This is a genomic window from Erythrobacter sp. EC-HK427 (assembly GCF_902498745.1).
In the GTDB taxonomy this organism is placed as follows: Bacteria; Pseudomonadota; Alphaproteobacteria; order Sphingomonadales; family Sphingomonadaceae; genus Alteraurantiacibacter.
Genome location: NZ_LR701479.1, coordinates 606476 through 627683, shown reverse-complemented (window position 1 = coordinate 627683; position 21208 = coordinate 606476). Strand labels below are relative to the sequence as shown.

Annotated in this window: 23 protein-coding genes; 4 read left to right on the top strand and 19 right to left on the bottom strand. The window is 62.6% G+C overall.

Translation table 11 applies throughout. The features are described from left to right. The first annotated feature begins 204 nt into the window (after positions 1 to 204). Entirely contained in the window at positions 205 to 597 is a 393-nt protein-coding gene (locus GC121_RS15835) for a hypothetical protein (RefSeq protein WP_199857720.1), read from the top strand. Positions 598 to 716: 119 nt separating this feature from the next. On the opposite strand, the gene GC121_RS03090 is transcribed toward GC121_RS15835, so the two are convergent. The 18 genes from GC121_RS03090 to GC121_RS03005 are packed head-to-tail and all read right to left on the bottom strand — an operon-like array spanning position 717 to position 18372. Beyond that, the gene (locus tag GC121_RS03090) at positions 717 to 3422 is read right to left on the bottom strand and encodes a conjugal transfer protein TraG N-terminal domain-containing protein (protein WP_151972710.1); all 2706 of its coding nucleotides are present in this window, start codon (positions 3420 to 3422) and stop codon (positions 717 to 719) included. Positions 3423 to 3432: 10 nt separating this feature from the next. Further along, on the bottom strand, positions 3433 to 4830 hold the full coding sequence (locus GC121_RS03085) for a conjugal transfer protein TraH (RefSeq protein ID WP_370513764.1): 1398 nt from the start codon (positions 4828 to 4830) through the stop codon (positions 3433 to 3435). 37 nt (positions 4831 to 4867) lie between these two features. Then, complete coding sequence (locus tag GC121_RS03080) at positions 4868 to 5668, bottom strand: conjugal transfer protein TraF (protein WP_151972708.1); 801 nt, start codon at positions 5666 to 5668, stop codon at positions 4868 to 4870. After that, entirely contained in the window at positions 5665 to 7338 is a 1674-nt protein-coding gene (locus GC121_RS03075) for a conjugal transfer protein TraN (RefSeq protein ID WP_370513763.1), read from the bottom strand. The genes GC121_RS03080 and GC121_RS03075 overlap by 4 nt, the downstream gene beginning before the upstream one ends. Before the next feature lie 44 nt (positions 7339 to 7382). Beyond that, complete coding sequence (gene trbC, locus GC121_RS03070; protein WP_151972706.1) at positions 7383 to 8150, bottom strand: type-F conjugative transfer system pilin assembly protein TrbC; 768 nt, start codon at positions 8148 to 8150, stop codon at positions 7383 to 7385. Further along, positions 8147 to 9160, bottom strand: coding sequence for a conjugal transfer pilus assembly protein TraU (traU, locus tag GC121_RS03065; RefSeq protein WP_151972705.1), 1014 nt, complete (start codon positions 9158 to 9160; stop codon positions 8147 to 8149). The genes trbC and traU overlap by 4 nt, the downstream gene beginning before the upstream one ends. Beyond that, complete coding sequence (gene traW / locus GC121_RS03060; RefSeq protein WP_151972704.1) at positions 9157 to 9789, bottom strand: type-F conjugative transfer system protein TraW; 633 nt, start codon at positions 9787 to 9789, stop codon at positions 9157 to 9159. The genes traU and traW overlap by 4 nt, the downstream gene beginning before the upstream one ends. After that, positions 9789 to 10295 (bottom strand): S26 family signal peptidase, encoded by a 507-nt coding sequence (locus GC121_RS03055; RefSeq protein WP_151972703.1) that lies wholly within the window; start codon positions 10293 to 10295, stop codon positions 9789 to 9791. The genes traW and GC121_RS03055 overlap by 1 nt, the downstream gene beginning before the upstream one ends. Next, positions 10292 to 10669, bottom strand: a complete 378-nt coding sequence (locus GC121_RS03050) for a TrbI F-type domain-containing protein (RefSeq protein WP_151972702.1) — start codon at positions 10667 to 10669, stop codon at positions 10292 to 10294. Before GC121_RS03050 ends, GC121_RS03055 begins: the two co-directional genes overlap by 4 nt. Beyond that, a complete protein-coding gene (locus GC121_RS03045; protein ID WP_151972701.1) occupies positions 10662 to 11048 on the bottom strand; it encodes a hypothetical protein in 387 nt (128 codons plus the stop codon). The genes GC121_RS03050 and GC121_RS03045 overlap by 8 nt, the downstream gene beginning before the upstream one ends. After that, positions 11048 to 13600: a type IV secretion system protein TraC gene (gene traC / locus GC121_RS03040; protein WP_151972700.1), complete on the bottom strand. Its 2553-nt coding sequence runs from the start codon at positions 13598 to 13600 to the stop codon at positions 11048 to 11050. Before traC ends, GC121_RS03045 begins: the two co-directional genes overlap by 1 nt. After that, entirely contained in the window at positions 13597 to 14163 is a 567-nt protein-coding gene (locus GC121_RS03035; protein WP_151972699.1) for a hypothetical protein, read from the bottom strand. The genes traC and GC121_RS03035 overlap by 4 nt, the downstream gene beginning before the upstream one ends. Next, positions 14160 to 15023 (bottom strand): DsbC family protein, encoded by an 864-nt coding sequence (locus GC121_RS03030; RefSeq protein WP_151972698.1) that lies wholly within the window; start codon positions 15021 to 15023, stop codon positions 14160 to 14162. The genes GC121_RS03035 and GC121_RS03030 overlap by 4 nt, the downstream gene beginning before the upstream one ends. Then, a complete protein-coding gene (locus tag GC121_RS03025; protein WP_199857911.1) occupies positions 15020 to 16294 on the bottom strand; it encodes a TraB/VirB10 family protein in 1275 nt (424 codons plus the stop codon). The genes GC121_RS03030 and GC121_RS03025 overlap by 4 nt, the downstream gene beginning before the upstream one ends. Before the next feature lie 44 nt (positions 16295 to 16338). Further along, a complete protein-coding gene (locus GC121_RS03020; RefSeq protein ID WP_151972696.1) occupies positions 16339 to 17154 on the bottom strand; it encodes a type-F conjugative transfer system secretin TraK in 816 nt (271 codons plus the stop codon). Then, on the bottom strand, positions 17151 to 17720 hold the full coding sequence (locus tag GC121_RS03015) for a type IV conjugative transfer system protein TraE (protein ID WP_151972695.1): 570 nt from the start codon (positions 17718 to 17720) through the stop codon (positions 17151 to 17153). The genes GC121_RS03020 and GC121_RS03015 overlap by 4 nt, the downstream gene beginning before the upstream one ends. A gap of 12 nt (positions 17721 to 17732) precedes the next feature. Then, entirely contained in the window at positions 17733 to 18020 is a 288-nt protein-coding gene (gene traL, locus GC121_RS03010; RefSeq protein WP_151972694.1) for a type IV conjugative transfer system protein TraL, read from the bottom strand. Between the two features lie 31 nt (positions 18021 to 18051). Further along, positions 18052 to 18372, bottom strand: coding sequence for a hypothetical protein (locus GC121_RS03005; RefSeq protein ID WP_151975559.1), 321 nt, complete (start codon positions 18370 to 18372; stop codon positions 18052 to 18054). A gap of 366 nt (positions 18373 to 18738) precedes the next feature. Here GC121_RS03005 and GC121_RS03000 point away from each other — a divergent pair, with 366 nt between their 5' ends. From GC121_RS03000 to GC121_RS02990, 3 genes are all read left to right on the top strand, one after another. After that, positions 18739 to 19230, top strand: a complete 492-nt coding sequence (locus GC121_RS03000; RefSeq protein ID WP_151972693.1) for a hypothetical protein — start codon at positions 18739 to 18741, stop codon at positions 19228 to 19230. Further along, entirely contained in the window at positions 19223 to 19441 is a 219-nt protein-coding gene (locus GC121_RS02995) for an AlpA family transcriptional regulator (protein ID WP_151972692.1), read from the top strand. Before GC121_RS03000 ends, GC121_RS02995 begins: the two co-directional genes overlap by 8 nt. A gap of 85 nt (positions 19442 to 19526) precedes the next feature. Further along, positions 19527 to 20771: a PD-(D/E)XK nuclease family protein gene (locus tag GC121_RS02990; RefSeq protein WP_151972691.1), complete on the top strand. Its 1245-nt coding sequence runs from the start codon at positions 19527 to 19529 to the stop codon at positions 20769 to 20771. A gap of 29 nt (positions 20772 to 20800) precedes the next feature. On the opposite strand, the gene GC121_RS02985 is transcribed toward GC121_RS02990, so the two are convergent. Continuing rightward, on the bottom strand, positions 20801 to 21199 hold the full coding sequence (locus GC121_RS02985) for a hypothetical protein (protein ID WP_151972690.1): 399 nt from the start codon (positions 21197 to 21199) through the stop codon (positions 20801 to 20803). Between the last annotated feature and the right edge of the window lie 9 nt (positions 21200 to 21208).

Here is a 21208-nt window from a genome sequence, read left to right as displayed (position 1 = left end):
GCGACCCTCTCCCCTCAATGCGGTATCATGCAGAGTCCTGTGATTCCCGCAAGCAGAAAACCGAATTATGTCGCTGAAATACAAAGGCGTGCGAGGTCCAAGCGACGGACGGGTGATTGAACTTGGAGGCGCTTAAGGCCAAAGCGCCCCAGGACGACGTTGAACACTTTGCATTCCGCCCGTGTTCGGTTGAGCAGGCGATCCTTGACCGACTTGGTGAGTTTGACCGGTTGCTTGTCCATGGGAGGCGAAGGCTTCGAGATGGGGTTGCATCTTCTTCGAGACTCTGCCCTCGACAGCCGCTTGAGCAATTTCGCCGGGCCGCGCTTTGCGTTGTTCGATCATGGCGCGAAGGCCTTCGATTGCGACAAAGCGGTCCACGAGCTTCGGTTTCCTGAAGACATCCGCGATCGTTTTGGGTCCGGAATAAATGGGTACAGATACGCCAGCGATCCGGTTTTGCCCGCCGCCTTGATGGGGGGAGTTGTCGCTAAATCGAAAAGTTCGGATGACAAATCCCGACAACACCGCCATCTCCCGAGGGAGACTGGCAAGGCTTTGGCGAAATCGATCGCGCCATCGCCGCGAACAGAATAGCCGCTTACAATTGGAGAAAGCCTGGACCGATCCGCGGGGACGTGCGGGATTGCTCCTCTTTGCCCTTTTGCTCATCGCTTTCGTGATCTTCGTCGTGATTTACGACGGGCCGCTCTGACCTACCACTCCTTGATCCCGTCGGCCGCTTCAGCGCTTGCGCCGCGTGCATTGCGGGTTCGGCCATCAAGGTAATCGCTAACCCTGTCGACCCGTTCACCACCCCGGTCTTGTGCGCGGCCAACGCGCTCGCCAATGTCGCCGCGCGAAACAGGCGATCCGCTCAGCCCCGAGGGTACCGAGCCAATTCTCACCGAGCCCCGCACATCGCCCCTGCTGTCAATGTCCGGGCGTGCGACCGGGGCTGTCTCGGGGAAAGCCAGCTCACCTTCGATTGCGGCATGGATCTGCTCGGCATAGCTTGCCACGAAGCGCGCCTGCAATTGCTGACCGGCGGGGCTCATCTGGAAACCGATATCATCGAAGCGCACAGGGCCATAATAGTCGCGGTTGGCTTCGATTTCGGCCATACCCCACTCCCTGTAGGTCTGGCTCAGATTGAGGGTGCCTGCTGCGCTGGCATTCTCATGCCAGCTTGCCTGATCCTCAAGCCGGCTCGCCAATTCCTCGGAACGGCGCGCTTCGATCGTGTAGCTCTGTGCTTCGGTCAAAGAGGTGGTGAGGCCCGATGCGACCGAGGAAACGTGGCTCTCCGAGCTGGTGCTGGTCTCACGCAGGAAACCCTCACGGGTGCTTGCCCAGTTCCTGCTGTCCGAAAGCTGGGTGAGCGTTGCCATGAGCCGCGAGCGGTCCTCAGAAGCAATCCCGATATCGCTATCGGTCCAGGTCTGTGTACGCCCACCGCGCCCTCCGAGATTGCCCTGCAGCGGACCGACCCCGCCCTGCAGTCTCAGACCTGCCTCACCATTCAGGAACCATGACACGGTAATGTCGTCAGAAGCCCTGCGCGAGAGGCCGAATTGCTGCTGCAGCGTTTGCGACGCATTGTCGATCTCGGCAAATGCCGTGCTCATGCTGTCGCTGGTGGACACACCTTCGACCGTTTCATTCGACTGTCCGCGCGAATAGGTCTCGCGCAACTCGTAGAACTGGGCGACCGCCGAGCTCGTCGCTTCCTGTGCGAGATTGCTATAGGTTTCGCTCTGGCCGTGGCTTTGCCCCGCGATAGTCGACAATCTGCTCGAGAAATCCGATCCGAGAGTCGGCGAGAAGGGATAGCTCGATGTCGGTACGCTGGCGAACTCGGCGCCCGGGAAACCCGTCGTCTGCGTTCCATTGTCGGCCAAGCTTCGTATTTGGGCAGCTCCATAGGAAATGCTGGGTGCAAGATTGCCTTGCGCGAACTGGCGCGAGAACAGATTGGAATTCTCGAGGCTGGTATTGCCCAGCGAAATGTTCCCCGTGCTGGCCTCGCGCGCAGCTTCCTCTGCCGCATTCTGGCTCGGATTGAGATAGCTGGTCGCTTGCCCTGAAATCGCCAGCGCGCCCCGCGCGACCCCGCCGGCCAGAAACGGCACCGACGCGACCAGATAGCCTGCCAGAATGCCGATATCGGAGTTCACATCGCTCATCCCGACAAAGGTCGCGAGACTGAGACCCGTATCGCCGGCTGCCGCTGCAACATCATTCGCGCCTTTGAACATCAGGATCATGTGGAGGATCACGAACAGCGGTCCCCAGGCTGCGAGATAAAAGAAGCCCGTCACATAGCCGCGCAAGGCAACGGGTCCGGTCTTGGGCAGCAGGAAGAGCGGGAACAGCACCGGGAACAGGGCATAGAAAACGACCGTCAGCACCACATTGAGGATGGGCACCCATTTCATCGCATTGTGCGCGATCGAGGCGTAGGTGCGCTCGGTCTGGATATCCGCGCGGGTCTGCGCAAAAACGTCGATGCTCGACGTCCCGCTCGCCGCGGCAAAGCCGTGCATGGCCTGGTTCATGGCGTTGATCGAAAGCACCTGCCGGAAAATCTCGCTGGCATTGCTCGAGACCCCCGAGAGATAGCTGTAGGCGATCGGCAGGTCGGCGAAGAGCTTTGCGCGCGCCAGAGCTTCGGTCTGCCGCGGGTATAGCTGGCGTCCGAAGACGGTGCCCATATCGTTGATCAGGCCTGCCCATTGCGCGCCGAGCGTATTGTAGGCCTGGCGGCATGTGGTGATGACCGAGGTCACCTGACCGGTATGGACATCGCGGATCAGGAAGCGCTGTGCGCGCGCTTCGCTTCCGGGACCAATGCTCGACCAGATATCGGTTGCTTCGGCCAGCTCCTGCATCGAATAGCGGCCGAACAGCACGTCGTAGAAGACGCATTGCTGGAAATGCTCGTCGAGATTGGCGGCAAACTCGGGATCCGAGATGCGCAAGCCTCGGGTCGCTTCGAGCAGCCGTGCGCCGTAGATCATGCCGTTCTTCGAGTAATTGAGGTCGTCGGGCAGGCCGAACACGAGCTCGGCTGAGCGGGTCAGATAATCCCCTGCCTGGCTGGTAAAGCTCGCCATCAGGGCAAGACCGAGCGGGACATCTGCAACAGTGGCGGGAGCAAGTCCGGGGTTGACGCGGTCGGTGACCTGAACGTCCATGCGCGGAACCATCAGGCACATATAGATGAGCGTCGCGCCAAGGAACCAGTTGAGCCAGGCGCGCCAGTCCTGGTTGAACGCCAGTACAATGACGGCAAGCGCCATCCCCATGACCAGCGCGACCTGGATCAGGCTCTTGTATCCGCCGGACCCGGTCCAGGCGGCAACCGCGTTAAAGACGTTGACGAGATATTCGCCGCCGCCGATCGTGTAGACTTCGACCATGGTTCCGGCCTCAGGGTACGATCGAGCGGGACTGGATGCCCCGCGACCAGTCAAGTGCCGCCGCCATTGAAGGCGACATCGAGGCCGCCAGCATGTTCTCGATCATTGCGGTCTTCTCGATGATCTGCACGATCGCGGTAATGCGCGCCTGACCACTGGCCTGCCTGCTTGCCAGCTGGGTCCGCACCTCGGCGACCTGTGTGCGCCACAATGTCAATTTGCTTTCGTCTGCAGCAATGAAACTTGCCATGGAACGGCTCGCTTCCGACGAAATCCTCTCGAGGATCGCATGGAGCAGATCGATGCTGGTCACCTCGGCCAGGGTCGCCCGGTCATCGGTGGCCATACCGCGCCCATAGGCAGCCTGCACGGTCAGGATCTTGTAGAGCGGTAGCGAGGCGACCTGCAAAAGTTCGATCTCTGCAGCACCGATCGCGGTATCCTCGCGGATCGCTTCGACCATAGTGCCGATCATGGCCGCCACGCGCGGGCGGATGGCGCGCGACGCGCTGAGGGTCAGCTGCTGGAAGCTGGGATCGAGACAAAGTGTGGGCTCGTCACAGCGCAAGATCCTGACATCCTGTCCTTGCGTGCCATCGAGCAGCGCGGTGACCAGGGTCGAGGACGCATCGCCCGCGAAGGGAACGAGGCTGCCCGGATCATTATCGCTGGGCGGGACATAGATCACGGTGCCGATCAGGGTCATGGCATATTCGGCAAGGTCGCGGTCAAATGTTCCGCCGGGATTGAAAAACGCGCTCTCCTTCAGGACGTGCCAGGTGTAGTTGCGCGGCAGCCCGGGATTGATGTCCTCGAAGTCCTCGCCGCCGGCCGCAGTAGTGCTTTCGCGCTGTCCGCGGGTGCCGCACCCGTGTTTGGCCGCAGCATAGTCGGTGAAGATCCCCGTCGCGTTCCCGATGGCTTCGCAGATCGCCTTGTCGGCGAGATCGCCCTGCGGCCAGATGCCGCCAACAAGTCCTTGCGCCATCTCGCAGGAGTTGATCGACAGCTCGTTCATGAGCTGCGCTTTCTGCGAGAACTCCTGCATGATCTTGTTGCATTCGGGACAGATCGTGTCGATCGCGAGGCTGAAGGCAAACCCCACTGCGTTGTTGGCAACCGCCTTCAGCAGTGCCACCATTTCGCTGGCATTGATGAACGAAAAAGATCCGGCAAAAATGTCGATACCGCCACAGCCTGCCCGCGCTCGCGGGAGCTGCAGATTGGCGATGCTGGTGGTCTTCTGCGGAAAACGGGTCCAGACATTGCCCATGCTGTAATAGCCCGCCGCCTGGCCTTCGAAGGCGGTTGGTCCGGTGACATTGGCTGCTGCGCCCATGTCGTCCATGAAGCGGTCCATGCTGTCCCCCACATCCTGCGCCGATGCGGCAATCGGCGTTCCGGTCATGGCGAGCGCGCCCAATGCGAGTGCAAGTGTTCCAATCCTAGTAGTCATCGCCGGCTTCCTTGGTGGTGAGGAGATAGATGCGGTCTTGCAGCTCGTCGGCCGAGAGCACGCCATATCCGATCGGGATCGCCCGGCGGGTCTCGCTGTCCCACAGCACGACTGCTGGCGTAATGCCGGGCTCGAGCCCCATGCGGGGCCGCTGGCCGTTCTCGATCGTGTAATTGGGGAAGTCGCGCGACGGACCGCCATCGGTCGAGATCGCCCGCACCGTTATGCGCCAGCGGGTCGCGACCGATTTGACGATCGGGCTCATAACCTCGCACGCGCCGCAGCTCTGGGCAAAGAAATAGAAGAGCCCGTAGCGGCGCGACAAGCGGGACATGACCGCGTCGCGCTCGGCCGCGCGCGCATCCTGCCATTGGCGTTTGGCGAGCGCGCCCACCGGGCGTTCGAGCGTGTAATCGAGATCCGGATCCTGCCACAGCGCGCGCTGCCAGACATCGGAAAACAGCGAGGCCCGGTCGAGCTGTTCGCGCTGGAAGCGGATATAGGCGGTGACGTTTTCCGGCGTGGGATCGAGTATGGCCTGCGCTTTCAGTTCGCGTAGCGCGCCGGTGATTGCGTCCAGTTGTGCAGCGGCAGTGGGTGCAGCTTCTGCAGTCGTCTCGGCCTCGCGCGCGGCCGGTTCCGGCTCTGCGCAGTAGAACCAGTATCCCAGCTGCCGCTCCTCGCAATAGAGCTGTTGCGTGGCGTCGGTTCCTGTCGCGAGATCCTGCGCGATTGCCGGGTTTGCACCGGCAATCGCCGTTGCCGCGAAAAGTGCAGCGTAGCGGATCATGGATTGCTCCTTGCGTAGAAATCCTCGATTTTCTGCTGGATCAGCGTGCTCGCCTCGAGCTCATCGGGAAGCCGGGCTGCTGCTGTGAACTCGGCAAAGACTTCGGAGAAATCCATGCGGCTGAGATCAAGCCGGGCGAATTCTTCAAGCGTGAAGCCCGCGCAGTCCTCGTCCTGTGCCGTCTTCCAAGGTTTGGGCAGCTGCTTGCGCCCCTCCTCTTGGAGAATGCGCGACAGCTTCGATTCAAAACAGCAATAGGTCTTGCGCTTGGTGGTGCAGACACCGAGGATTTTCTCGGTGCAATAGGTGCCCACAAAGGCGCACAGGCCTTGTGCGTCGCGCTCGTGGAGCAGAACCTCCTCACGGTCACAGCCGAGCGTGACCAGCAGGCCGATGCCGGGGATCAGCGGAAAGCCCTTGCCCTTGCAGCAGTTCAGCACCCCGAAGACCTTGGACGAGCAGGTATTGCGCGTGCCGGTAAACAGCGAAAGCGTATCGGCGGAAAATTCACCGCGCGCCTGATCCATGGCGTTGAGAGCGACAACCGCATCTTTGAATTCGTCATTGGCGGTGCGGGCGATCGTCTCGCACGAGCCGTCGATGCAATAAATGTCCCCGTCGCAGATATACTGCATGGCAGGGTCCTGTGTGGGCGGAAGCGGACACTCGAAAATGCGTTCAGCGGTCGCGCACGGGATGTCACCGGTCAGGCATTCCTCCCGCACGAACCGGCAGCCCTTCTGGCGATCGAGCGCTGCGCAGTCGCTCGCCTCGGTCCGCTCCGAACAGCTGTAGCTGCGCTCCCATTCCCAACAGGAGCGTGTCACAGCGACGCCGGCTATTGTCCGGGTTGAAGGTTCATCGTCCACGCAGATCTCGCCGCTTGGCGAGCAGGCAGGGTCCTGCGCGGCGGCGCGGCAAAGGCTTTCATCCCTTTGCGTATCGACCTGCGTCGTGTCGGTTATGGCATAGGCACTTTGCCCGGACTGCGGGGCATCACAGGTGATCTCGGCAATGGGGTCACCGGGCTCGGCGCAGAACGGTGCTCCCCCGAGACTCGCCCAGCGCAGGCATGGCCCTTCGCGGTATCCCGTCACCCGGCATTGGGCGGCATCGAAAACAGAACATTGCGGGTAGCTTGCAGCCATAGCGCCCTCGCGGCAGAGATAATGCCATTGCCGGACCCCGCTCACCTCAGCGATCAGGGGGATGCGGCACTGTGCAGACGTCTCGCTGACGCTGACGCCGGTATTGCAGGTTGCGGTGTAATACCCTGCAGAGGCAGAGCCTGGAGGCAGGGGAACGCAGTTTCCTTCGCTCCCTGCAATCGCCATGCCGCTGGTAAAGTTTCCGGGCGCCGCGTTGATGGCGAAGCTGCGCGCCACAACCGCTTCCAGATCGTCCTTCTCGAAGCGGGCGCGGACAGCAAGACTGTCCTCGATCGTCTGGTACCCCTCGTGTCTTCGGGCCTCCGCGGTAGCGTCGGACGCGATCCGGTCGGGATTGCCGGCAAGATCCTCGAGGCGCTGCGCCCCTTCGCGGTTGTACCCCGGAAGCCGGTCCGCATCGACCGGCCGCGCGGCCGCATCGCGCGCGGTATCGAGCAGATCGCGCGCCGTCTCTTTGCCATCGGCACGCGCCGCATCGGTGGATTGGGCCATGCCCGGCATCGGGCATGCCAGAGCAAGCAGGCAGGCAAGAGCAAGGGCCTGTTTCATGGCCGTGTTCCTTTCAGCTGGTGGAGGTGATGACGGGCAGCGGCAGCCCCTGGGCCGTCGCCGCCTGCGAATGTTTCGAGCACGTAGGTAACGCTGACATTGCCCGCGACACGGTCGTGCGGTGGAAGCACACTGGTGCAGTCGAACCCGTCGCAAGGGGAAAAGTCGCTGCCGAGCATGACGAAACTGGGGGCAGACTGGATGCCAAAGGCGCGAAACAGGCGTGGATCGATGCCGAGCGCGCCCGTTTCGTCGCCGTCGCTCCAGATCGCGGCCAGCCGCTGCTTGAACCTCCGGGCATCCCCGTCTGGGAAGCCGCGCAGCACGGTAACACCACCCGCGCGACCCATGTCTCTGACAAGGGCCTTGAGCGCGGCTTCGGGCATCGAGAGCGAGGCGAAAGCGATAAAGCGCGGAGCGGTCCCGAATGCGCTGCGCTCGGCCACAGCGTGCTCGCGCACCATCGCATCGAAATCGAGCACATCCCCCGTTGCCTGCGTATCGACACTGGCGACATATCCGGCGCGGTTGTCTTCGGCGGCGCGTTGCACGTCGCGCACATCCTCGACGAGCGTCTGGGCGCGCCCGCGGACAGTGTCGGCAAGAGCCTCGGCATCCTGGGTGAATTCTCCGGCGCGGGCGCGGATGGCCTCGATATCGAGATCGGGATCGGTGTCGGGGTCGCGCTCCTGTGCTGCGACCGCGGCAAAGCCGGCAGCCGTGACAAGAGAGACGAAGACCAGCAGATGAAAGGTGTTTTTCATAGCGCGCAGCAATTCCTCTTGCGCCAGACGAGGTAACCCATGTCCTCGCCAATGGCGGGAATGACCTGTCCGGGTTCCTGAAGCGTGGTGGACGTTCCGATCGGCGGACAGGCATAGCGCCCGCTCGTCGCTGGGTTCGGATTGGTGGCCTGGAAACGGTATTGCTGCTTGCGCATCACCGGCATGAGATATTTGCCGCATTGCCCGGCTTCGCCCATCGTTCCCCACGCCACGAGCTGGCGATGAAGCTTGTAGGCAAAGCGCGAGAGCACGAGCCGCGATGCCTGGACATGGCCGATCGAAGCAGAGACGTTCCCGTTCATCGGATACATCGATCCCTGGCAGCCCGCGCACCAGAACAGCTCGTCAATCGGCAGGTCAGCCGTCGCAGCAGCGCAGTCAGCCGCGCAGGCCGCGAGCGCCAGCGGATTGGCAAAGAGGACCGCTTCGGGATTGATGATCGCGGTGAGTTCGGAATCCTGCCACAGCGGATCGACCTCGGAGATGTAGAGAATATCCACCGAGCCGGGCTCGAGGCACAGGAAATCGGCGACGATCTCCATCCAGTAGATTAGCGGATAGGCATACCAGTGGACATGCCAGCTCGAGTAATACTGGCTTGCCCCGCCAATCGCCGAGGGCCCCGAGATCGAGCGGAAGCCAATATCGAAGCCGGGGTCGATCTTGGCCCCGCCCAGATTGACGAAGCACCACGGCTTCATGCTGACGTCGGCAAGGCGGACCGGCTCCCAGAACCCCATGGAAATCCCCGGGCGTACGCCGCACAGGCACAGCGGCAGATCGGGATTGTCCGGATCGGGCCGGTTCGAGGGCCAGATGTCGAGCGCACCGATGGAGATCGGGAACAGGCAGGACCAGCAGATATCGGTGATCGGATTGACGAAGCTGCCGGTGCATTTTCCAGGTTCGTCTGCAGCGAGGGCCGGCGTCGCCGCGCTGAGGGCGATCGCCGCCCATGCAGCAGCCAGATATTCGCGCAGGGCGGTCATTGTCCGGACTCCGCACGAACCGGGAGCACAATCTCGCTTACCTCGAGCCGGCGCCCCTGCTGGCGCACGCGCGCGGGCACGGCTCTGATGCCGAAATAGGACGTCAGCGTCCCTTGCTGGTCGAAATAGAAGCGACGCTGGCGCGCGCGCATCAGGGCCAGCGGTGCCCCGTTGACGAGCACCAGTTTGGGACGCCCTTGCTGGCCCAAGGCCCATGCGACTTGCTGGGCATCATCGCCGTCCAGAAACAGCAAATCGCTGCGCAGCGCGACACTGTCGAGCGGATTGACCCGCGTGCCTGCGGCATGGATGAGTTCGCCCCGCGCGCCGCGGATATCCTGTTGTAAGACGATGGTCGGATCAAACAGCCATGAGCGGTCGGCGCGCGCATGCACGATTCCCGCCACCGCAGCCGGGCGCTCGACCCTTGCGAGCGTGCGCGCTTTGAGCTGTTCGTTCAGCCGTGCGGTTTCCCCTGAGCGTTCCATCGCCACGAGCCGCGACTGGATCTGTGCAAGGAGGTCGCGTTCGACCACCGGGAAGACCGCTCCGTGCTGCCCGTAATCGCGGGCCCCGGCACTTGCCGGGAGCAGCAGAATGGGGAGGAGCGAGAGAAGCAGGCGACGCATCACAGAATTGCCTTTCCGCTGCCGAGGATCCGGCCCCGGCAGACTAAGCCGATCGCGCCGTAGCGGCTGTCGAGGCCGCGCGGATGGTCGGTTCCGACATAGAAACAGCTATCGGGGATCGGTCCTTCGGGCCCGCGCGCCAAGGCAATCCCGAGGCTCGTTGTTGCGATCCGGGTCGCAACCTTCTTGCCATTGATGAAGACATCCATCCCGGCATGGCTGACGATGTCACCCGGCATGCCGATGACGCGCTTGCCGAAGATCTGCGGCCTTGCTCCGAAATGGCGGCGCACCAGCGCACTTGGCGCAGGTTCGAAAAAGATCAGGCTCCCGCGCGCAATCGGCACCTCGCGATCGAGCCAGAAGGCCCAGTGCGGAAGGCTCGGGCTGGCGTTGAGCAGAAAGGCATGGTTCTTGGCAAAGGCATCGAGCGGGGCCCATGCGAGTGGCAGGGCGACGATCGCGCTCAGCAGCGCCACGCGCTTCCAGTTGATCAGGCCCCTCATGGCTGCGCCTCTGCTGCGAGCTTTGCCGCAATTCGCGCTTCGAGTTCGGGCGTGGCATCCTCAATGGGCCCGCCGAGCACAGCTTCGGCCACAAGGACGAGGCGGCCGTCCTCGCCCATCTCGGCAACGGCGGCTTCGGCCGCCTGCAGATAGGCAAGGCTTGCGGCCTGGACAGTCTCGGGATCAGCGTTGGTTCGCGCGGCCTCGTCGACGAAGCCGCCGATGGTCTCGGCAAGGCGAACGCTGACGATGGGCCGCGGGGTGTCGGTGTAGACTTCGCGGGTAATCCATCCGGCCCATAGGAGAACGCCGGCACCTGCAAGGATGGCAGCGATTTTCAGGCCCAGGCTGGGCCACGCTGTGCGATCAGCCATGGGGGATCTCCCGGTCGAGAGTGATGCAAAGCCGGCGAATAAAGCCCGGCAGGCGCACGAGCGCGAAGCCGCCGGTGAGCAGCAGGAAGGCAAACTGCAGATCCCGCGAAAACACCTGGCGTGCGGGCGCATCGGCGCTGGCATAGTGATCGGCGAGGTTGCCGAGTTGGGCAAACAGCAGGCCAAGGTCCCAACCCGCCAGCAGCAGGAAGACGAACAAGGGCAAGCCCAGCGCGGTCAGCAGTATGCTGGCAGTGAACCGTGCAGCTTCGATCAGCACGAAGCATGTGCCCTGCACGAGCGGCCAGATCGCTATCTCCCGCTCCGGGCCTTGTGTGCGCTCGATCCGGCCGAGCATGGTTTCGACATCAAGGCACATCAGGCGTCTCCCCCGTCAATGCCCGCGACAAGGGCCACGGCCTTGCTGAGCGGTATGCCGCTTTCGACATGGGCATGGATTGCGGCATAGGTGTCGGGATCGGACGAGAAGATCGTCGCCGAGAGCGGATCGAGCACAAGCCGGCCCACCGCCTCGACCTCGGGACCCTTGATGTAGAGCTCGCTGTATTCGCTCCCTGACCGTTTCAGGCTGCGGATAAGCGTCTCGGTGCGGTCATCCATGTCGAGCCGCGCCTCCTTGCGGAAATCGGCAATGGTCTCGGGCTTTTGCTGGAGAACGAGCATCCAGTCGCTGTTCTCGAGCGCCGCGCGCGCGCCGTCGGACTTGTAATAGTCGTTCAAGGACTGGGTGGCGGTCGCAAGCGCGCCGCCATATTTGCGCGCCGTGCGGGCATAGGTCTCGACGAACTCGCCCATCGAGCCGCCTTTAAGCATCGCCCAGGCTTCGTCGATCAGCAGCAGCTTCCGCGTGGCACGCGAGCTTCTCGTCATTGCCTGGCTGGTCATGAACATGATCGCGGAGAGCACCACGCTGCGCAGCTCTTCACGGCTTGCAAGATCGCTCATCTCGAAGACCGTAAAGTCGTCTTCGAAGGCAAAGCTCGCAGCGCCGGTGAAGAACCCGGCATAGCTGCCGCCCTGGCAGAACGGCGCGATCGCAAGCGCGAGATCCCGGCCGGTTTCGGTCTCGCCCATGCGCAGAACAGCCGCGACATCGTCGATGCTGCCCCCGCTGCCCAGATTGGTCCAGACCTCGGCAATTGCCGTGTCGATCAGGCCGCGCTCGGTGTCGGTGGGCACAGCGCTGGGCCGCGCCATTTGTCCTACGATCGCCTTTATCATGGCGATGCAGTCGAGGCGGTAGTCCTCGTCATCGATCGCGCGGGCGTCGTCGATCAGCGAGAACGGGTTCAATGAAAAGCCCGAGCGCAGCGTGAACTCGACAAAGCGCCCGCCTTGCAATTTCACCGAATGCTCGAAACTGCGTCCGTCATCGATCACCACGACTTTGGCACCCGCGCCGCGCAGCGCCGCGCACAGCTCCTGCAGGAGGACCGACTTGCCCGATCCTGACTTGCCGCAGATGGCGATATTGTGGTTTCCGGCACCGTTCTCGAACGGTGACCAGAAAAAGGGCTGGCCGCGCCGCCCGACAAGCAACAGGTGCGGGACGCTGCCACCGAGATATTCGCCTTGCAGCGGTGCGATATTGGCTGCTGTCGTCGACAGCATCGTCTTGAGGCGTTTGAGGCGCACCATGTCGCTGGCCAGCCCGTCGGCAAGGCTCATCGGAAAAGCGGCAATCAGGCCCTGCAATTGCAGGAACCGCTCGTCGGCAAGATCCCATCCCGCGGCCTTGTAGATGGCTTTGACCACCCGCTCGTGCGCATCGCCTTCGCCGAGCGGCGAATAGGTGGTGACCCCATAGAACAGCTTGACCAGCTTTTTGCCCTGCTGGAGCTCGGCCTGGACGTGTTTCCACTCGCCCGACTGCTCGGCGAGCCGCGGCAGGAAGCGCGCACTTTTGGTGTCGGCCAGGCTGGTTGTCCGCATGAACTTGTAGCTCGCCCGCGCGTTTGCGGCCTCCTGATCGGGGTAGACGAGGCACAGCATGGTGGCGGCAGGGCAGGGGAAGCGCAGCTTATCGGTGAACATGTCGCCGATCAGGCGGGCGCATTCCCAGGGTGCCCAGCGGTCGGGGCACGCGCGCACGCCGTAGTGCCGCACATCGAAATGGTCAGGATAGCACGCGCCGACTTCGGGCGTGCCATGCCGGTCGCGGCCGATCTCGCGGAAGCGCTCGGTCCGGAGCAGCAGGCGGTCATCCTCGACTTCGAGTTCTATGTCGCGGCGAATGGCCTGGACATCGAGCGTGTCATGGGGGTTCCAGTCCTGGCCATCTGTCTCGTGCGCGGTGGTCGGCGAGGTCAGCTCGTCAATCAGTGACAGGAGGCGGGGCGGGGCGAGGTCTTGTGCGTGAAGACCAAGCGAATGGAGCATGCCGACAAGCCCGTCGCGGCACTCGGCAAGCTCGGCATCGCTCGCACTGCCAGGCACAGGCACGCCAAGCGAGACCACCAGCCGCGTGTTGCGTGCATGGAAAGGCGCGTAGGCCGAACCCGAGCGCCAGACGAGATCGTAGAGGCGTTTGGTGCGCGCACGTGCAATCGCCTCGTAGATGCCCCCTTGTTCGTAACGCGGGGCAAACCATGGCCCCAGCACGGTGCCGATGCGCGGCGAAGCGAAATTGAGCACTTGCAGGCATGCACCATGCGGCAATCCTTCGGAAAAGAATTGCCCGAGGATTTCGCCTGTCCGCTCGTCAGCCCCGATCAGCGGGGTCACTTCGAGCACGAAGCCCTTTGACCGCGCATTGCGGTAAAGCTTCACATCCTCGTCATACACCCGGTAGGGAAGCCAGTCCGACAGCATGTCGAGGACGAGATGCGCGCGGGGTTTTTCGGCGCGCGCGGTGTCACCCAGCAAGCTCTGTGACAGGGCATTGCGCGCCGCGGCAAGCGAGAAGGTCACTGGCTTTCTCCTTCACTGGGATCAGGGTGGGGGACCGGCGCGCGGGGAGGGGGAAACGCGCTAGGTCCCCCGGGGTCCGGCGCGCTTGCGCCGGGCTCGGCCGGGACCAGCTGCCAGGGGGAATGCAGTAGGCCCGGCGTTTGCTCGGGAGTGTCGGAAAGAGGTGAAACACCGGTCTCGCGGGTTTCGGCGATACTGCTGCCGATGGCCCGGAGGACATCGCCGGTGCGCAGCGGAGCGCGCCAGTCTGCTACCGGATCCTCCGGGAGCGGCACGTGCACCACTCTAGCTTCGTGGATGCGTCCGGCATGGTCCCGGCGCGCTGCCACAACCACCTGCAGTGTGCTTGTGGCTTCGCGTGCCATCGCCGCGGGACCGGATCCTGCGCGTGCCGGCGCGCTGATGCCGGTCGCCGCCGCATCGATCAGCGTGGTGGGCGCGCAGCTGCCTTCGGGCGTCCGGCAGGCAAAATCACCCGAGATATTGCTGCCCAGTGTCGAACAGCCGCCCGTCAGCACGAGAAGCGCAAGAGATGGGAAGCAGCGGAGAGCGGAGCTGCTCACTTGCGCTCTCCTTTCGGGCCCTGCGCAAATGCCCGCAAAGCTGCTGCATCGCGGTATCCGTGCAGCACTGCGCCATCGCTTGCGCGCACGATCACGGGCGTTCCGGAAAAACCATGCGCGCGCGCAAACTTCGCATTGGCGTCGAGACCGCGTGTCTCGGGGCAGGTTTTGCTGTCGGTGGGCAAAGTGCCCTTGTAGGCGAGGTGCAACGCGCTGCGGGGATCTTTGGCGCAGATCACGGCTTCGGCAAGACGGCGGCTGTCGTCGCCGAGGATGGCGAGCGGGCGCTCTTCGATCCAGACCCCCGCCTTGCCGAGCTCGCCTGCAAGCCGGCGGCAGAAGCCGCACTGGAAATCGGAAAAGATGACGAGCTTTGGACCCTTTTTGTTCCCCCAATGAATGGCGCCTTCGGCAGGCAGCGTGGACAGATCCACATTCTGCGGCGTGGTCCCGGCAAGCTTGTCGTCGCTTTCCGGAGCCGCCGCGCGTGCTGCGCCAGCGGCAATGATGTCGGGATTGATCTCGAGCAGGCGTGCCGCTGTCACATCGCGCCGTTCTACCATATCGTAAAGGCGGCCGACCAGCAGGTAACGGGCGCTTTTGTCGATGTAGAAGAGCGTGTCGCCCGAGACGACTTCGCACCATGGGCCAAAGCGATCGCAGACGATCTCGTCGATCGGGGTTTTGGGAAGCCGCAGTTGCAGCGCCTCGGTGACTTCGCCAGCAATGTTCTGGGCTGCAGCAGGGATCGCTGTGACGACGCTGACCCCTACAGTCAGCACTGCCGCTGCACTGCTGGCCGCGATGGCCAGATGCGCGAGGCGCGCTTTGACGCCGGGCTTGGTATCGGAATATTTCATTGGGGTGTGCTCCTGACATGGACGCCGTCGAGAAAAACGATCTCGACCTCGATGCCGGTCGGCATCTCGACGACTGGTTGATATTGTTCGGCGCGCTCGATCAGATAGCGGCTGACCGTGTCGGCGGCCTCGCCCGCGCCCTGGCCGAGCCCGCCTGCAAGAATGTCGGTTGGTGACAGCGCTTCGCGCTGCCCGTCCGCGCGCACCTGGCCGGTGAAGATGCCATTGGCGTTCGCGGTAAAGCCGCGCCCGAACCCGCCGACAATGCCGGCCAGCAGTGCTTGGCTGACAAGGCTGCCTTCGCGGCTCACGACGCGGCCGCGCACGCCGGATTTGCCGGCGAAAGCGACAAAACCTTTGACTTCGCTCACCGCATAGCGCCCGCCGGGCTGGGCGCAGGTCATGCGCACAAGCTGGACATAGACTTTCTCGGCGGAGAGGTCGCCGCGCGCGGCACCGTTGACGAGGCAGCCGGTGATATCGGTCGAGAGCAGCTGGTTGCCGCGCATGACCGAGCGGGCAGGACCGGTAATGCGCAGCACAACCGGCAGGGGATCGGTCTGGCTCGCAACACCTGTCGAGGCGTCGACCCCGACAATAACGCGGGCCGGCGCGTAGGAATTGGGGGGCAGATAATCGCGGCTTGCCTCGAGCATCAATGCCGCGGCGCGCTCGGCGCCTGCGGGACGCGCCTGTGTTGCCGCACGCTCGGTAAAGGTCAATTGATCGAGCCCGCCTACCCGCGCGGGCAGACCGCCCGAACCGGATTCGACGGGCTCGCCACCTTGAACGCCCGTGCCATAGGCGGGGGGAGGCGCGACGGGCGCGGCTGTCTCCGCTTGGCGCACCTGGTCGAGCGCGCCGCGAAGCGCGGCGTTCTCGGTCGAGATCGCATCGATTGCCATCTGGCCGTCGCTGAGCATACGCGCATTTTCCGCGCGCAGGGCTTCGAGTTCCTGCTCGATTTGCGGACGCGGCACCTGGCTGTCCTGCAAGTCCTTGATCGCGCGTCCCTGCGCATCGAGCCGGTTGCCATAGCTGGCGACAAACTCGCGCTGTGACAGGTTGCGGTTGACGAGCCCGCCTGTATCGATTGTTGCCGCTCTGTTCGTGCCGCTTCCGGTTTCCGCGTCGCTGTCGCTGAAGATGAACATGCCGCCGCCGATCAGCGCGACCGCGCCGATCCCGGCAAGCAGCAGCTTCTGACGCTGTGCGATTTGCGCGTTGAGATTGCGGCGACCGGTCTCACGTGCTTGCGCAGAACCGGGCATCGGCTTTGTCTCTCTGGCGTTCGGGCTGTTGTTGCTCTCGGACATCAGTCGATCCCTCCCCGTGCGAAGACAAGGAATGCGCGGGTCGCTTCGCCGGGTGGAAGCACATCGCGGCCATAGGCAAAGGCGAGCGCGCCCGCCGGAGCTTCGCGTTCGGCAGCAAGCAGCAAGTCCTGATCACCAAGATTGCGGATGAGGAAACTCTGGCCGGTCAGCGCAGCGCCGCGGTATTCGGCAACGCGCTGGACTTCGATGCCGCCCGTCCGGCGTGGGGCGGAGATCTCGGCCCGTGCGGTAAAGCCCGGCAGGACGGCATCGCCCGCCATGGCTTCGATCAGACGGATCGCGGTGTCTTCGGGGGCCGTCTCAGCTTCCCATTCGGCAGCCTCGCTCTGGCGCAGCGCCGGATTGGTGATGAAGATCTGCGTCGCATCCTCGCCAGCGAGACGGCACGCGAATTTGTAGACGAAGCCTGCCTGGCTGGTCGCGAAGAAGGTGACCCGGGCGGCCGCGAACTGCGGCGGGACGGAAATATAGATGTCCCCGCGCACCGGCTCGTGCGTCACCTGGAAGTCGTTATAGGGAAAGCCGCTCGCGATCTTCGAGACATTGGCAAAGCCGTCATCGATGAGTGCGATCCGCGAGAGCTCGCCGCGGGCGAGTTCGCAATCGATCGTCGCGCCGTCGCTGGCCTCGATAAACTGGTCGGCCAATGCCGGGCTCGGCATGAAGGCGGCGCCCAGCGCCGCCATGCCGGCAAGTTTGAGCGCTATGTCACGCCGTTGCCCTGCGCCTAGGCCGCACAGAGCGATACCGGTCGCTGCGAGAAGGGCGGTTGTGGAATTGTGCAGCAAACTCATTGGTCCTGCTCCTCGTCTTGTGTGGGAACCTGTTCGAAGCCGGCGAGCGACAGGCTGAGACCGCGCTTCGCCCAATGGAAAATGAACTGGCGCTCCTGGCTGGAGATCACTTGCGCGCCGACGAAAGTCTTTAGCGTGCCGCTGACCCGCGAGGTCAGCGCTTCGGGGTCGACTTGCATCTGTCCGATCACGAAGGCTTGGCTTACATCCGAACCGCGCTGCTCTTCGACGATCTGCACAAGCTCTGCTTTGAGCCGGCCATGTGCGGCGGGATCGGCGAGCTTCAGGATGTTGGTCATCCAGTAGTCGAGGCTCTCGGGCGCACGGTTGAGCAGCATCAGCGCTGTGTCGCGGGTGACAAGCTCGAGATAGGCTGCATCGATCCCGCCGCTCGATACGGTGATCCGCTCGGCGGTGACCGGCACCAGCACGACATGTTCGTCGCGGGTCACTGCAGCGCCAAGGCCGAGCAGCGTGGTCAGCCCGAGAACGCCGGCGAGCAGCGCAAAGCGGTTGCGTTGCCGCAGGTAGCCCTGTGCCAGTTCATGCGCGAATTCTGCTTGCATCGCTCGCCTCCCTCAGCCCGCCAGCAGGCGGCAATGGGAGGGCGGCGTGGCTTTCAGCCCGAGAAAGCTCCCGGGCAGGTACCAGTACGCAGCATGCACCAGTGCCGAACCGGCGCCGCGTGCCTTCGCCTTCCGCAAGGCAAACCAGGCTCCGACAGCCAGGCCGATGCCGATGAAGATGTGCTGCGAGACAATGCCCCACGCAAAGGGAAAGAGAATTCCCGCAAACTCGTCGATGGTCCAGAAGCCAATAAGCTCCGGGTCGTCGAGCCGCTGTGGAACGAGGTACCTGTCGGCCATGCCGCCCTCCTGTCGTAACCGGGTCAGGGGTTCAGATGACCGCGGTCACGACCGAGGTGACGATCGGCACGCCGGTGCCGACGCCAATGCCCACACCTACCGGCACTGCGACCTGGCCGAGTGCAAAGCGGCCCGAGGCAAGGGCAATGAGACCGCCTGCAAGGCTGAGCACGGTGATGATCTTGCCGCCGGAGCCTTCGAGGAAGTCGGTAAATTTCTGCAGTGCGGGATCGAAAGTGGTATCGGCGCCGGCATAGGCCGCACCGGCACAGGCCAGCGCAATGCAGGCAGGAAGGATGTAGTCGCGGCCCGCAATGCGCTTGCGGGGGGACAGAGCAGTCTTGGTCGTCATCATGGGAAACTCCGGGGATTGAACATCAGCCAGCGATGTGTTCGCTGTATGTTCTTTCCTCTCTCCGGATCGGAGCTGTAGGAAACGGAGAAGTGGATTTTTGGGGTAGCGACCAAGCAAAAAGCGACATCGGGTAGCGTGTAGGCCGCAATCTGCGCCGGTTGGTCGCGCAGCGGCGCTACCAGTGCCGGCTTTGGCGCGCGGTGTGCCGCAATCTGCGTGAAAGTGCCCAGAATTTGCGCGAATCACCGAAGGAAACTGATTCGCTCCTTCCTCTATGTTCTTCAAATGTTCTTTTTGTTTTCCTACAGGCTTCCTTTTCGGTTAGCCGGTGAGTCGATCATCTCTTAACGAAAGGACTCGTCGATGACCGACATGGCGCTCTTTGCCGAACAACAGGTTCGCGCCGACCTCGCCCGCTTGCTTCTGGCCGCCGTCGAAGCCAGCGGCCGTGCCCGCTGTGACATCGCGCGCGATGCGCAGATCCATAAGGATGCCTTGCGCCGCGTCCTTGCCGGCGAACGGTCGGCCAGCCTTGGCGAGGCCTTGCGTATTCTTGCCGCCAGCGGTGTTGCGCCGAACGCGCATTTGCTTCTGTTCTTGGTGAGCAGCGGCGATCACGCAATCGCTTGGTTGCAATCGGACCTCGCGCAATTCTTCGAGGACTTTTCCGGCGAGCTGCCGTCAGCGCTTGAACGGGTTCTTGGCAACCAGCTGCATGATGTGAAACCGCGCTGGGCCAAGGGCACCGCACACCGTGTCGCCCGCCTGCTTTCCGACCACATCGAGGAGCTCGAACGCAAGGACGCGCTGCTCGGCGACGTCTTTGCTGGTGCCGAAGGAGGCCATCGTGGGTGAAGAGATCGACAAAGGCGCGACAGAGCCCCGCCATACGACGCGGCTTATTCGCCTGCCCGAAGTGCAGCACCGTGTCGGGCTTGGCCGTTCCACGATCTATCGCTGGATGGCTGAAGGTAAGTTTCCGAAGCCTGTCCAGTTGGGCGGCTATGCGGTCGCATGGGCCGAGGATGAGGTAGATAGTTGGGTAGAATGTCGGCTGCAAAGATGACACTTTTGGACGTGATGCTTGATGCAATCAGGTCGCGACTGCCGAAAGCGTTCCAAAATGACGAAAATTGTTTACGTCCTTAACTATGAACCAGTCACGCGCGATGCCATCTTTCGGGTCCGTTCTCCGGAGGCTGTCACATCAATATCCGATATTGGCGGCAAAAAGGGCAGGATCCGAGCTTTTCGGGGCGCCCCGTCTCAATGCATTTTCTCTGTTCCGACCGAACGAGGCCAGTCTCAGTCGGATCATAGCTGACATTTTCGATCCGCGGGGAACGCATGGTCAAGACATACTCTTTCTGAACGCGTTGCTCCGCAGGCTCGACCTTCCTCGAGTTAATGTCATCGAACCTATCACGGTCCGAAGAGAAATGATGACCCGAGATGGTAGACAGATTGATCTCGTAATCGAAACGCCGCGACTCATCGTGGGTATAGAGAACAAGCCATGGGCGGCGCAGCAACCCGACCAGCTCGTCGACTATCTGTCAGCTTTAAAAGGTTGGAGTCGAGGGCGCAGCCCGGTACTGATTTTTTTGTCCAACAAGGAACCTGAAACTGCAAAGAGCGAGGTGCGCGTTGTCCGATTGCATTCGGACGATGAAACAGCGCTCACGCAAATCCTCGCCGATTGTCGACAGGAAATTCGCGCCGCGCGAACGCAAACGCACATTGCGGAATTGGTCGCATATTTGAAATTCGAATTTGGGGGCGAGCCGATGAAGGCTGATGAGAACGTCGCGTACATCCAAGCTGTAGAATCGGAGTACGAGCGGGGGATCGAGAGCAAGCGCGCTCTAGCAATGGTCATGCTGTCACAAACTAGGCTTCATAAGGCACTGATTGAAGAGATCGCCGAGGAGGTACTGCTGAAGGCCCGCGGTGCGTTCAATGACATTGAGGAAGAATACGACGATTGCTCACTGAGTGAAGCGCTTGGCGACAAGGATAATTGGTGGGGATTTCGTCGTCCATCATGGCCCGAAAATTGTTCCGTTGCGATCTCGCCCGGTCGAACGAATTACGCCGATGTTTATTTCGGGATAAGAGCACCCGATCCACGCAACAAATCCGTAGAAAAGGGCGAGGGCTGCTCTTCTCATCCTGCAATAAGTGAAGCCGTCAGAGAAGTGGAAGGTGGATCGTCAAGCGGCTGGTGGCCATGGTGGAAGTGGGCAGAACCACTATCCTGGAATGCGGAATCGCTAGCGACCTTGGTACTAGAATCTCCGACTGGCTTGGTTGCAGATCACCCACGGATAAAAGACCTCATCGATCGTATGTTAGCACTTGCGCAAGCCATCGACGAAACTTTGAAGAACGAATGAACCTCGCTACAATCATGCAGCGTTCGGCGTCAGCTTCCCGACGGGACGCGTGACCCGAGCGCAGGCGCCTCGGGGGTGGGCTCGCCTTTGCGAGTCAGCTTGAATTTGATGCTCGCTTCCGCGCCCGCCTCGGCGATGAACAATAGCTCGCCCTTGGCGCTCAGGGTCAGGCCGACCTCGATCTCCTCGATCGACCATTCCTTCGAGCGGGCGGCGACGGTTGAGCTCAATTTCATGAGCGTGTCGACGGTGCGGGTCCATTGCTCCTGCACCTCCTCAGCGCCTACCTTGGCGACCCGGCCGAGACCTGGCACCCAATCGCGCATCGAATGATGCTCGACCGATGGATCGCGCGGCACCTGGACTGGCGTATCGCCCTTAGGCACAAAAATCGAAATTTCGAATTCATCCTGCGTGGGTTCAGTCATGAAACGCTC

Coding starts and splice junctions, on each gene's coding strand:
- GC121_RS03090 (WP_151972710.1), bottom strand. CDS start 3,422: ATGGTCGAAGTCTACACGATCGGCGGCGGCGAATATCTCGTCAACGTC.
- GC121_RS03085 (WP_370513764.1), bottom strand. CDS start 4,830: ATGACCGGAACGCCGATTGCCGCATCGGCGCAGGATGTGGGGGACAGC.
- GC121_RS03080 (WP_151972708.1), bottom strand. CDS start 5,668: ATGATCCGCTACGCTGCACTTTTCGCGGCAACGGCGATTGCCGGTGCA.
- GC121_RS03075 (WP_370513763.1), bottom strand. CDS start 7,338: ATGCCGGGCATGGCCCAATCCACCGATGCGGCGCGTGCCGATGGCAAA.
- trbC (WP_151972706.1), bottom strand. CDS start 8,150: ATGAAAAACACCTTTCATCTGCTGGTCTTCGTCTCTCTTGTCACGGCT.
- traU (WP_151972705.1), bottom strand. CDS start 9,160: ATGACCGCCCTGCGCGAATATCTGGCTGCTGCATGGGCGGCGATCGCC.
- traW (WP_151972704.1), bottom strand. CDS start 9,789: ATGCGTCGCCTGCTTCTCTCGCTCCTCCCCATTCTGCTGCTCCCGGCA.
- GC121_RS03055 (WP_151972703.1), bottom strand. CDS start 10,295: ATGAGGGGCCTGATCAACTGGAAGCGCGTGGCGCTGCTGAGCGCGATC.
- GC121_RS03050 (WP_151972702.1), bottom strand. CDS start 10,669: ATGGCTGATCGCACAGCGTGGCCCAGCCTGGGCCTGAAAATCGCTGCC.
- GC121_RS03045 (WP_151972701.1), bottom strand. CDS start 11,048: ATGTGCCTTGATGTCGAAACCATGCTCGGCCGGATCGAGCGCACACAA.
- GC121_RS03030 (WP_151972698.1), bottom strand. CDS start 15,023: ATGAAATATTCCGATACCAAGCCCGGCGTCAAAGCGCGCCTCGCGCAT.
- GC121_RS03025 (WP_199857911.1), bottom strand. CDS start 16,294: ATGCCCGGTTCTGCGCAAGCACGTGAGACCGGTCGCCGCAATCTCAAC.
- GC121_RS03020 (WP_151972696.1), bottom strand. CDS start 17,154: ATGAGTTTGCTGCACAATTCCACAACCGCCCTTCTCGCAGCGACCGGT.
- GC121_RS03015 (WP_151972695.1), bottom strand. CDS start 17,720: ATGCAAGCAGAATTCGCGCATGAACTGGCACAGGGCTACCTGCGGCAA.
- traL (WP_151972694.1), bottom strand. CDS start 18,020: ATGGCCGACAGGTACCTCGTTCCACAGCGGCTCGACGACCCGGAGCTT.
- GC121_RS03005 (WP_151975559.1), bottom strand. CDS start 18,372: ATGACGACCAAGACTGCTCTGTCCCCCCGCAAGCGCATTGCGGGCCGC.
- GC121_RS03000 (WP_151972693.1), top strand. CDS start 18,739: ATGACCGACATGGCGCTCTTTGCCGAACAACAGGTTCGCGCCGACCTC.
- GC121_RS02990 (WP_151972691.1), top strand. CDS start 19,527: ATGAACCAGTCACGCGCGATGCCATCTTTCGGGTCCGTTCTCCGGAGG.
- GC121_RS02985 (WP_151972690.1), bottom strand. CDS start 21,199: ATGACTGAACCCACGCAGGATGAATTCGAAATTTCGATTTTTGTGCCT.